This is a genomic window from Ruminococcus champanellensis 18P13 = JCM 17042 (genome assembly GCF_000210095.1).
GTDB classification, from domain to species: domain Bacteria; phylum Bacillota; class Clostridia; order Oscillospirales; family Ruminococcaceae; genus Ruminococcus_F; species Ruminococcus_F champanellensis.
The window spans coordinates 1,224,352-1,236,412 of the sequence record NC_021039.1; the positions used below are offsets into that span (position 1 = coordinate 1,224,352).

Here is a 12,061-nt window from a genome sequence, read left to right on the forward strand (position 1 = left end):
CTCACACTGAGGTGATGGTATGGATTTGGAAAAGATCCGCCGCCGGATGCTTTGGGTGGGTGTGATACTGCTGCTGTTGTATGCAGGGCTGTATATCCGTCTGGCACTGGTGCAGCGGGATCCAAAGGTGCAGACAGCCGCCGGACGGCAGGGTACGTATACCCTCCGGGTGGGCAGTACCTATGGGAATATTTACGACCGGAATCTGGAGCCGCTGACCAACCGGGATACGGAATACCTGGCGGCAGTGATCCCCACGGATCAGACTGCTGCCGTTCTGAAGGGGCATGTGCCGGAGGGGTATGACCTGGCGGAACAGCTCCGGGCGGGGAAGCCCTTTGTGTGTCCGGTGGATTCGGAGGAGATATCCGGTGAGGATGTGCTTGTATTTTCTGTGCCGGTGCGGTACGGGGAAAGCCGCCTTGCCCAGCATCTGATGGGATATGCCCTGGAAGGGGAGGGGGTATGCGGACTGGAGTCTGCATACCAGCAGCTGCTTCGGCAGGATACCGGCACCAACCAGGTGGTGTATCAGGTGAACGGACAAGGTGAGCTGCTTGCAGGAAGTCCTGCGAAGGTGACGCCGGCAGAGCCGGTGAAAACCGGGGTGGTGACCACCCTGGACAGGGATATTCAGCAGATATGCGAGGATGCGGCGCAGCAGATGGAGCGGGGCGCTGTGGTGGTAATGGATGTACACAGCGGGGATATCCTCGCCATGGTAAGCAGACCGGATTTTGACCCGGCAGCGTTAGGGGAAGCCCTTCGGTCAGAAGGTTCCCCTTTTGTAAACCGTGCGCTGAACGCATACAGCGTTGGCTCTATTTTCAAGCTCGCCATTGCTGCTTCTGCGATCCAGAATGGTATTTCTCCGGGCTACAGCTATCAGTGTACCGGCATGACCCAGATCTATGGTCAGATATTTCGCTGTCATCGGCATAGCGGCCACGGTATTCAGAATATGATCGATGCCACCGCCAATTCCTGCAACACCTATTTTATTTCCCTGGTGCAGCAGCTGTCGGTGAAGCAGATGCTGGAAACAGTATCCGCCCTGGGCTTCGGCAGGGAGACCATCCTCTGCTCCTCCCTGGTATCTGCTCCGGGACAGGTACAGACTGCTCGTCAGCTTTCTGTTCCGGCGGAGCTTGCAAATTTCTCCTTTGGTCAGGGGAAGCTGACCGCCACCCCGCTGCAGATCTGCATGATGACCTGTGCCATTGCCGGGGATGGCTCTCTGCCGGTGGCAAGACTGGTGCAGGGCTGGACAGCGGATGGAGAAACCTGCACCCAGCTGAACGGGGAGCGTCGGGGGCTGGCATTGCCGGCGGATACTGCCCGACAGGTGCGGCTTCTGATGGAGGCGGCAGTGGACGGCAATCCGGATTCCCTTGCCCGGCCGGACAATACCCGGGCGGCGGGAAAGACCTCTACTGCCCAGACCGGTCAGTATGATGCAGACGGGGTGGAATGCTGTCACGCCTGGATCACCGGGTATTTTCCCTTAAAGACGCCGGAGTATGCAGTAACGGTCTTTGTGGAAAACGGGGGCAGCGGTAATACGGCGGCGGCACCGATTTTTCGCCGGATCGCAGAGGGGATTACGGAAAATATCACAAAAAACGGTTGACATTTTCGTCGGTTTATACTATAATAATTTTGGCGTTGACAGGATTGACTGTTCCGGATCCTTTCAGAGAGAAAGCGGTTGGTGTGAGCTTTTAGTGTACGGACGGGTGCTCCCCTTGAGCCGGTCTGCGAAAGCGGAACGTATGCGCTGCGTTAAAGCGAACGAGGAAAGCATGACCTATGCTTTTGAATTTGGGTGGTACCACGAACGCCTTCGTCCCATTGCGGTGACGGAGGTGTTTTTTCTGTATGGAGGTGAAGCTATGGCGAAGGAGAAGGAAAGCTGTGCCAAGGCTTTGGGATGTAACCCCATCGTGTACGGGATCAGTGCCGGCAACATTGTGGCAGCGATTTTATCCGCCATGCACTGGCATTCCCTGTTCTGGGCCATCGTGAACGGCTTTTTCGGCTGGGTTTATGTGATCTATTTTGTCATCAAATATACATAAAGGAGTAATGAAGCAATGCAGTGGCAAGGACTGAACGAATTACGTGAAAAATTTCTCTCATTCTTTGAGAGTAAGGGGCATACCCGGATGGACAGTGCGTCCCTGATCCCCCAGGGGGACAACAGTCTCCTTCTGATCAATTCCGGCATGGCACCGTTGAAGAAATACTTCCTGGGGCAGGCGACACCTCCCAATGTGCGTGTGACCACCTGTCAGAAGTGTATTCGTACCCCGGATATTGAACGTGTGGGCAAGACTGCCCGTCACGGTACCTACTTTGAAATGCTGGGGAACTTCTCCTTTGGGGATTACTTCAAAACTGAAGCCATTGAGTGGGCATGGGAGTTTTTCACCAAGGTGCTGGAGCTGCCGGTGGACAAGCTGTACGTTTCCGTATACGAACAGGACGATGAGGCTTACGACATCTGGATCAAGCACATCGGCGTTGCGCCGGATCATATGACCCGACTGGGCAAGGAGGATAACTTCTGGGAGCATGGCTCCGGTCCCTGCGGTCCCTGCTCTGAAATCTACTTTGACCGGGGTCCGGAAAAGGGCTGCGGTTCTCCCGATTGTAAGGTGGGCTGCGAATGTGACCGGTTTGTTGAGGTATGGAATCTGGTATTCAGCCAGTTCAACAGCGACGGCAAGGGGCACTACGCAGAAATGGAGCACAAGAACATCGACACCGGCATGGGTCTGGAGCGTCTGGCATGCGTGATGCAGGGCGTGGACAACCTGTTTGAGGTGGATACGGTGCAGAATATTATGCAGCACATTTGCCGCATTGCCGGGATCACCTACAAGGAGGATCCGAAAAAGGATGTTTCTCTCCGTGTCATCACCGACCATGTGCGCAGTACTACCTTTATGGTGGGGGACGGTGTGACTCCTGCAAACGAAGGCAGAGGCTATGTGCTCAAGCGACTGCTGCGGCGGGCTGCACGGCATGGAAAGATGCTGGGCATCCAGGAGCCCTTCCTGTATCAGGTCGCAGAGACCGTCATTCACGAGAATGAGAATGCGTATCCGGAGCTGGCAGAAAAGAAGGATCTGATCTGCAAGATCATCCGTCACGAGGAAGAAAGCTTTGCCAAGACCATCGACAAGGGCACGGAGCTGCTGAACATGTTCCTGGATCGGGTCAGCTCCGACAGCCTGTCCATGCTTTCCGGTGCAGACGCATTCAAGCTCAGCGACACCTATGGCTTCCCTCTGGATCTGACCATGGAGATCGCAGCAGAGCGGGGCATCAAGGTGGACGAGGACAAGTTCCGGGAGCTGATGGAGCAGCAGAAGTCCATGGCACGGGCGGATCGTGCATCCAAGGTCAAGACCTCCTGGAGCAACGAGAGCATTGCGGATATCTCCGCACCCAAGACGGAATTTGTGGGCTACACCCAGATGTCCTGCGGCGCAAAGATCCTGGGAATCTTTGCGGACGGCAAGCAGGTGGACAGCATCCGTGAAGGGGATGTGGCGGCTCTGATCCTGGATCGTACCCCCTTCTATGCAGAAAGCGGCGGACAGGTTGCGGATACCGGTGAGATTGTGGGCAACGGTGCATTTGCGGTTGCAGACGTGAAAAAGCTGGAAAGCGGTCACTTCATGCACATGGGTTCTCTGGAGGACGGCATCCTGAAGGTAGGGGATGAGGTGTCTGCCCAGATCGATGCGGATCGGCGTATGTCCATCATGCGGAACCATACAGCAGCACATCTGCTGCAGGCAGCCCTTCGCCAGGTGTTGGGAGATCATGTACACCAGGCAGGTCAGCTGGTCAATGCGGAGCACTGCCGGTTTGACTTCTCCCACTTCAACGCTATGACGTCTGAGGAGCTGCAGGCAGTGGAGGATCTGGTAAACCGGAAGATTTTCGAGGCACTGCCCATCACCATGCAGGAAATGCCCATTGAGGAAGCAAGAAAGCTGGGGGCAATGGCACTGTTCGGTGAAAAGTACGGCAATATTGTCCGGGTTGTCAGCATGGAGGGCTTCTCTACGGAGTTCTGCGGCGGTACCCATCTGGACAACACCTCCCGGGTGGGTCTGTTCAAGATCCTTTCCGAAAGCTCTGTAGCAGCCGGAGTGCGCCGGATCGAGGCAGTCACCGGTACCGGCGTGCTGAAGTCCTATCAGGAAATGCAGCAGCGTCTGCATTTTGCAGCCAGTGCGCTGAAGCTGGGGAATCCCCTGGAGCTGGTTGAGCGCTGCACAGCTATGATCGCAGAGCTGAAGGAGAAGGAGCATCAGATCGATGCGTTGAACATGAAGATCGCAGACAGTCAGATTTCCGGTCTGTTTGAGAATGCAAAGGAAATCTCCGGCGTGCGTGTGATTTCCGCATTCTTCAACGGCACCGGGGCAGACATGCTCCGGCAGATGGGCGACCAGGTGAAGGATCGGCTGGACGGTAACATTGTGGCTGTATTCGCCGGCATGAACGGGGAGAAGGGCACCTTCTACTGTGTCTGCGGCAAGGAAGCGGTCAAGAAGGGCGCTCACGCAGGCAAGATCGTACAGCGTGTATCTGCCATTACCGGCGGCAAGGGCGGCGGACGTCCGGACAGCGCAATGGCGGGCATCGGCAAACAGTATATGGTGGATGAAGCATTGGCTGCTCTGGACGCCATCGTCGGCGAGATGCTGGGCAGCGCAGCAAATTAAACAGGAGGGATTTGCATCATGGATTGCTTATTTTGTAACATCATTGCCGGGAACGTTCCCAGCACGAAGATCTATGAGGATGACCAGATGTATGTGTTCAAGGATATTGCGCCTATTGCACCGGTACACTATCTGATGATCCCCAAGCAGCATATTTCCGGGGTCAGTGCCCTGACGGAGGAGAATGCTGCGGTAGTGGCACATATTTTTGCAGTGGCCGCAAAGCTTGCAAAGGAAGCCGGTCTGGACAAGGGCTTCCGGATCGTGACCAACTGCGGTGACGATGCGGGGCAGACTGTACATCATTTGCATTTCCATCTGCTGGGCGGTAAGCAGATGGGCTGGAGTGCGGAGAGTGGCGTATGAAACAGACTTATACATTAAATGTGGCAGGGCTGCAGCGTGAGCTGCCCCTTTGCCCCATCAGCAAAACCATGGATATTGCCGCATTCATTATGCTGTCGGACGTGGAACTGACAGTGGCATGCGCTAAGGAGCTGGCAGCCAGACTGCCGGAGGTGGATGTGCTGCTGACCGCTGAGTGCAAGGGCATTCCCCTTGCCTACGAAATGGCTCGGCAGATGGGTATTCCCTATGTAGCAGCCAGAAAATCCGTAAAGCTGTACATGAAGAACCCCATTTGCGTTACGGTGCAGTCCATTACCACTGCCAATGAGCAGAAGCTGTACATTGACGAGGACGCTGTTGGATTGCTCCGGGGCAAACGGGTTGCGATCGTGGATGATGTAATCTCAGTACCGGGGAATCCCTTACCGCATTGGTGAAGCTGGTAGAGGCTGCCGGAGGCAATCTGACGGCACAGTGCGCCGTACTGGCGGAAGGAGACGCTGCAAAGCGGGATGATATTCTCTTTCTGGCACCTCTGCCTCTGTTTCCCCATCCGGAGGCGTGACCCGGAAAGCGGTTTCCATCGGACTGCCCTATTTGCTGGGATTATTCCTGTGTGATCGGCTTTCCGTCTGTTGGTATGGCTTTCTGGGCATCCTGCCCCTGCTGCTGTTTCTGTGGCTGGGATGCAGGTTCCGTCTAAAGCGGCTGTTGTTGTGCGGCATTAGCTTTGTGTTTGCATGCTGTCTGTACTGCGGTTACATGTATCGGGTTCGGGATCCTCTGCTTGCCTATGGGGGACAGACGGTATCTCTGACCGGCAGGGTGGAGAATGTGGATGTTCGGGACAATGAACAGGCGTTCTATCTGATCCGTACCAGCATTGGCGGTCACACCACCCGGATCACCTATTACGGGGCGGATCTGATCTGCCAGTACGGGGACAGCATCCGGATGACAGCAGTGCTGGCGCCCTATGAAGATACCTATCTGTTTCCGGCGGTGTCCTATTACCAGGGTGAGGGTTCCTTTTTGCAGGTACAGGAAGCGTCCGACGTGGAGATTATACCCGAGCGGAACTGGTCTTTGGTGGGGAGCATCCGGGCGTATGCGGACAGGATCTGTTCCAAAATCCGGATGACTTTGCCGAAACAGGAGGCTGGTCTGCTGTGTGCCATGCTGCTGGGGGACAAATCCGGCCTGGATAGTCCGACCAAAACCGCCCTGTACCGGCTCGGCATCGGTCACGTGACCGCAGTATCCGGTCTGCATTTGACGCTGCTGTGTACCCTGGTGGGGTGGATCTTGCGGAGGCTGCGGTTGGGAAAGCGGCTTGCGTTCTGCATACAGGCGGTGGTGGCAGTGGGCTTTGTGCTGTGTACCGGTGTTTCCCACTCAGCCTGTCGGGCGGCGGTCATGCTGTTACTGGTGTACAGCGGGGATGTATTTCACCGGCAGAGCGATCCGCTGAATGCACTGTGCATCGCAGTGCTGGCATTAACGGGGACGCGTCCGTATCTGATCGGCAGCGCCTCCTTTTTGCTGTCCGCAGCAGGGGTGTTTGCAGTGGCGGTGGCAGCGCCCTGGCTGACGGCACATTTTCCAGTGGATACCCTGCCAAAACGCATCCTGAAGGGGCTTGTGGCCAGTAGTGTGATCCCGGTTTTGCTGATGCCCCTGTGTGCCTGCTATTTTCAGGAGGCATCCCTGCTGTCTCCTTTGTCCAATTTTTTGGTGCTGCCCCTGTGCATGGCTGCCATGCTGTGCGGACTTGGAGTATTTCTCACCGGAGGTTGGAGCGTGGCTGCATCGTCTCTGCTGCAGCTGGCAGGATTCCTTTGCCGCACCGTACTGGAGATCGGCAGCTGGTGCGCCGGTCTGCATGTGGGAGTGGTGCCTTTGGGTGGCTCCTATGTACTGCCCTTGTGTCTGCTCAGCGTCCTGCTGGCTTTGTGTGTATTCGGCTTTCGCCGGGAACAGCGCCGGGTCTGGGCAAGCATCGGACTGACGGTGATGCTGTTCTGGAATGTAAGCTTGTTTGTGTCCCTGCTGGAACAAAACACCTTGAAGATCGCCATGCTGGGGAAGGGCAATGCCTGCACGCTGGTGATTACCTGTGGGGATCAGACGGATGTGCTGGATCTGACCGGCGGCGGTGCCGGTGCAGAATATGTGAGTCGGTATTTGCAGGCGTCCGGTATTTCCCGGGTGGAAACCCTGGTGCTGGATCAGCAGCAATACCGGGCTATGGCGGCTTTTCACGATGCCTTGCCCTATGTGCAGGTACACTGGCTGTTGGTGCCGGAGGATACATATCACCTGCCAGGCAGTACTGTTTGCGGTACAGTGCCGGAGCCATTTTCCATTGCTTCTGCGGAACTGCTCCGTTCTCAGTATACCATTCGCTTTCTGGGCACGGGTACGGTGGAGATCCTGTATGCCGGCCGCCGGGTGCTGTGTGCTGCCGGGACGGAGCCGCTGACGGAAAGCGATGTGCGGATTCAGTATGGCGCAAAGCTGCCGGAAACCATGACTGCCGGGTATCTGCTGACTACAGCGCCCTGCAATGTGCAGGATGGGCAAGTGTATGCAGGGCAGAATAATTTGTGTATTTCTATTGATGCACAGGGCGGTATTTCGATCCAGGAGCTGATGAAGGGAGGATAACATATGGCGAATCTGACACCGGGGGATGTAATCAAGCAGCTGCAGGCGGGTTCCCATGCCGGACTGTATTACCTGTACGGAAAAGATGTAGCAGGGGTTGCGGCATTTACCAAGCGGCTGATAAAAAAGCTGGATGGGGATGTGCAGAAATATGACGGCAGGGATCTGGATCTGGAGCAGCTTGCAGATGCAGTGGGACAGTACTCCATGTTTGCCCAGACCAATGTGATCCTCATCAACGACCCTCCGGCAGAGGATTGGTCTGCGGATCGGATCCAGTCCTTTCTGAAGTGCCTGGAGGATGTGCCTCCGTCCACTGTGGTGATCTGCAATGTGACCGGCTTTGACGTATGCGGCGGTAAAAAAGCCCCCACTCCCAAGCATAAAAAACTCATTGACTTTTTTGGAAAGCATGGGGTGGTGTGTAATTTTGAGGCGAAAACCGCTGCCCAACTGGTGAAGCCCATGATGGAGCGGGCGTCCCGGAGCGGCTGCAGCCTGTCCCGGCAGAATGCGGAGCAGATTGCGCAGCTTTGTCTGTGTGATACCATGCGGATCGGCAACGAACTGGACAAGCTGTGTGCTTATGCCGAGGGTGGCGAGATCACCGGAGAAGCCATTTCCATGCTGGTGGCACGGGAGGATAGTCTGAACGCCTTTGCCCTTGCCAGGGCAGTGACTGCCCGGAATGGCAGAGCCGCTATGGAAGCGCTGGACATCTTGTCCCAGCAGCGGAACGAGCCGGTGATGCTGCTGTCCGCCATTACCTCCGCCTTTCTGGATCTGTACCGGGCAAAGGCGGCGCAGGCTGCCGGTAAACATCACGAGCATGTGCTGGAGGATTTTTTATATAAGGGGCGGGAATTCGCCGTGAAGAATGCCTTCCGGGATGCCGGGAAGTCCTCCCTGGAGCAGATGCGTGCCTGCATCCTGATCCTGCGGGATACGGATGCAGCGCTGAAATCCACCCGGCTGGACGGCAGGATTCTGATTGAGGAAGCCATTACCCGGATGCTGGCGGTGGAGCGATGAGTATGGGAGAAACGCAGGCAAAGCTGGTGATCTCCCAGGCAATCATCGTAGAGGGCAAGTACGATAAGATCAAGCTGGATTCCATGATCCAGGGGGTCATTCTGGTGACCAACGGCTACCGTATCTTCAAGGATCCGGAAAAAATGGCACTGATCCGGTATTTTGCCGCCCATACGGGCATCATTATACTGACAGATTCGGATCGGGCTGGCTTTAAGATCCGGGGATACCTGAAGGGCTGCGTGCCGAAGGGAAAGATCACCCATGTGTACATTCCGGATATTTTTGGAAAAGAAAAACGCAAGGAAAAGCCCTCCGCAGAGGGAAAGCTGGGTGTGGAGGGCATGCAGAGAAGCGTGCTGGAGGAGGCGTTCCGGCGGGCGGGCGTGCTGACCGGTTCTGCACCGGCAGGGACGGGACTGACCCGGCTGGATCTGTATGAGCTGGGGCTTACCGGCGGCAAGGACAGTGCCATCCGGCGCCGGGCATTGCTGACGCAGCTTGGATTGCCTGCCTTGTTGTCCACTGCAGGGATGCTGGAGGTACTTAATACGATGATGACACGCCAGGAGCTTGAGGCGTTTTTGCATCAACATGGAAATGGAGATTGAACATGGTCTTTTCAAGCATTGTATTCTTGTTTTACTTTTTGCCGATCTTTCTGATCGTCTATTTTGTCACACCCAAGAAGCTGAAAAACAGTGTGCTGTTCCTGTCCGGTCTGATTTTCTATGCCTGGGGCGAACCGATCAATGTGATCTATATGCTGCTGTGCATTCTCATCAACTACGGTGCCGGCCGGCTGATGGAACGGGCGGACAAAAACGAAAAACGCCGGAAGCTGATTATGATCCTGGCTGTGGTATTCAGTCTGGGATTGCTGGGTGTGTTCAAATACAGCGGCTTTTTCGCCGGCATCTTCGGGCTTGACATTCAGACACCGGCGCTGCCCATCGGTATTTCCTTCTACACCTTCCAGAGCATGTCCTACTGCATCGATCTGTACCGCCGCTCCATTGGCGTACAGAAAAGCATCGTGGATTTCGGCGCCTATGTGACCATGTTCCCCCAGCTGATTGCCGGGCCCATTGTCCGGTATGCGGATGTGGAGCGGGAACTGAACCAGCGCAGCGTGAATCTGCCTGCCATGGGGGAGGGTGTTGGTACCTTTACCTGCGGTCTTGCCAAAAAGGTGATTCTTGCCAACAGCATTGGCATGCTTTGGACGGAGATCAAGGGTCATGATCTGGGGCAGCTTTCCGCCTGCACTGCCTGGATCGGCATTCTGGCATATACCTTCCAGATTTACTTTGACTTTTCCGGTTACTCGGACATGGCCATCGGTCTGGGCAAGATGCTGGGCTTCCACTTTCCGAAAAACTTTGACCATCCCTACCAGGCAACCAGCATTACGGATTTCTGGCGCCGGTGGCACATTACGCTGAGCACCTGGTTCCGGGAGTATGTATACATTCCTCTGGGAGGCAACCGGGTCAGCAAGCTGAAGTGGGTGCGGAATCTGATGATTGTCTGGGGATTGACTGGCTTCTGGCACGGTGCAAGCTGGAACTTCATTTTCTGGGGTCTGTATTTCGGCATCCTGCTGACCGTTGAAAAGCTCTGGCTGGGTAAGTATATTCAAAAGCTGCCTCGATTCCTGGCATGGCTGTACACCTTCTTCTGCGTGGTCATCAGCTGGGTGATGTTCGATCTGAGTACCGTATCCCAGATCACCACCTTTATCAAGTCCATGTTCGGCGGCTCCGGTGTACTGATCGATGACTATGCCCGGTATCAGTTCCACACCTATGTGTTGATTTTCCTGCTGTGCGCATTGAGTGCCACCAGCTTTGGAAAATGGCTTCTGGAAAAGGTGCGCCGTTCCAAGCGGGTGGATCAGATCCTCTGCGTGCTGACACCGGTGGTACAGATGGGCTTGTTTGTGCTGTGTATCGCATATCTGGTGAACGAAACCTATAACCCGTTCTTATATTTCCGATTCTAGAAAGGAGTATCGCTATGAAAAAAGTACAGCAAATGATATCCGCAGTGATCTTTCTGGCGGTACTGTTCGGACTGATGTTCAGCTCCCTGCTGCTGCCGAAAAAATCTGTATCCGAAACCGAGAACCGGACTTTGGCGGAGATGCCGCAGTTGACTGCTGCCGGCGTCAAGGACAAATCCTATATGGACGGGGTGGAAACCTATGCGGCGGATCACTTTGTCCTGCGGGATCAGTGGGTTGCGGTGAAATCCGCAGCGGAGCTTGCCGCCGGCAAAAAGGAGATCGGCGGGGTGTATATCACCGATGAACGGCTGATTGGAAAGCTGACGGAGGATGATGTGGATGAGGCACGGCTGAAGCAGTCCATAGACGGGGTGCGTGCCTTTGCGCAGAATACGGAGACCCCTGTGGCCATGCTGCTGGCGCCCACGGCGGCAGAGGTATATTCCGACACCCTGCCTGCATATGCCCCCAATCTGGATCAGCAGCAGCTGATCTCCCGGGTGGCAGATGACCTGCGTGGGGATGTGACCATGATCAATGTGTACAATTCCCTGTATGCAATGCGCAACGAGTATATCTACTACCGGACGGATCATCACTGGACCTCCTATGGGGCGTTCCTGGCGTATCAGACCGCCATCAAGAAGCTGGGCTTTTCTCCGGTCTCCTATGAAATGTACAACATTGAGCATGCGGCAGACGACTTCCGGGGCACCCTGTATTCCAAGAGCCTGTACCGGGGCATCGAGCCGGATATGATCGATCTGTATCATTACAATGGCACGGATCCGGTCACCAGCGTTACCATCAACGACGGCTTGAACGAAACGGAGTATCAGTCCATCTACTTCTGGGATTTTCTGAACACCAGCGAGAAGTACAGCGTCTTTCTGGGCAGAAACGCAGCCATGGTGACTGTCCGCACCAATGTGAAAAACGACAAGAAGCTACTGCTGATCAAGGATTCCTACGCCAACAGTATGCTGCCATTCCTGACGGAGCATTACAGCGAGATCGTGCTGCTGGATATGCGGTATGTGCGGGGAGATTACCATGCTTATGTGGATCCGGATCAGTTCAGCCAAGTACTGGTTCTGTATAATGTATCCAATTTTGCTACGGACGGAAATATAAAACTTTTGGCTGCGCAGTGAAATATTTTTCAATTCGGCTTGTAATGCGCTGAAAATCATGCTATAATAATGGCAATAACGCACTACCGTTCCGCATGCGCTCTGCCAGGATATAGCTGCGTGTGCGG

General features: G+C 55.2%; 9 protein-coding genes and 1 pseudogene. All 10 read left to right on the plus strand.

From position 1 onward, the window contains the following. Positions 1–19: 19 nt before the first annotated feature. The 10 genes and pseudogenes from RUM_RS05370 to RUM_RS05415 all read left to right on the plus strand — a co-directional run bounded on the left by RUM_RS05370 (position 20) and on the right by RUM_RS05415 (position 11,954). Positions 20–1,630, plus strand: a complete 1,611-nt coding sequence (locus RUM_RS05370) for a peptidoglycan D,D-transpeptidase FtsI family protein (protein ID WP_015558176.1) — start codon at positions 20–22, stop codon at positions 1,628–1,630. 262 nt (positions 1,631–1,892) lie between these two features. Further along, positions 1,893–2,078 (plus strand): hypothetical protein, encoded by a 186-nt coding sequence (locus tag RUM_RS05375; protein ID WP_022358368.1) that lies wholly within the window; start codon positions 1,893–1,895, stop codon positions 2,076–2,078. A gap of 15 nt (positions 2,079–2,093) precedes the next feature. Then, positions 2,094–4,745 (plus strand): alanine--tRNA ligase, encoded by a 2,652-nt coding sequence (gene alaS / locus RUM_RS05380; protein ID WP_015558178.1) that lies wholly within the window; start codon positions 2,094–2,096, stop codon positions 4,743–4,745. Between the two features lie 18 nt (positions 4,746–4,763). Next, a complete protein-coding gene (locus tag RUM_RS05385; protein ID WP_015558179.1) occupies positions 4,764–5,111 on the plus strand; it encodes a histidine triad nucleotide-binding protein in 348 nt (115 codons plus the stop codon). Further along, positions 5,108–5,658: pseudogene (locus RUM_RS05390) on the plus strand (phosphoribosyltransferase family protein). The gene RUM_RS05385 and the pseudogene RUM_RS05390 overlap by 4 nt, the downstream one beginning before the upstream one ends. Beyond that, positions 5,655–7,760, plus strand: a complete 2,106-nt coding sequence (locus tag RUM_RS05395; protein ID WP_041326287.1) for a ComEC/Rec2 family competence protein — start codon at positions 5,655–5,657, stop codon at positions 7,758–7,760. Before RUM_RS05390 ends, RUM_RS05395 begins: the two are co-directional and overlap by 4 nt. A 3-nt stretch (positions 7,761–7,763) precedes the next feature. Further along, positions 7,764–8,792: a DNA polymerase III subunit delta gene (gene holA, locus RUM_RS05400; protein WP_015558181.1), complete on the plus strand. Its 1,029-nt coding sequence runs from the start codon at positions 7,764–7,766 to the stop codon at positions 8,790–8,792. Positions 8,793–8,794: 2 nt separating this feature from the next. Further along, positions 8,795–9,403, plus strand: a complete 609-nt coding sequence (locus RUM_RS05405; RefSeq protein WP_015558182.1) for a ribonuclease M5 — start codon at positions 8,795–8,797, stop codon at positions 9,401–9,403. A gap of 2 nt (positions 9,404–9,405) precedes the next feature. Further along, positions 9,406–10,797, plus strand: coding sequence for an MBOAT family O-acyltransferase (locus tag RUM_RS05410; RefSeq protein ID WP_015558183.1), 1,392 nt, complete (start codon positions 9,406–9,408; stop codon positions 10,795–10,797). A 14-nt stretch (positions 10,798–10,811) separates the two neighbouring features. Further along, positions 10,812–11,954, plus strand: coding sequence for a DHHW family protein (locus RUM_RS05415; protein WP_015558184.1), 1,143 nt, complete (start codon positions 10,812–10,814; stop codon positions 11,952–11,954). Positions 11,955–12,061 lie beyond the last annotated feature (107 nt).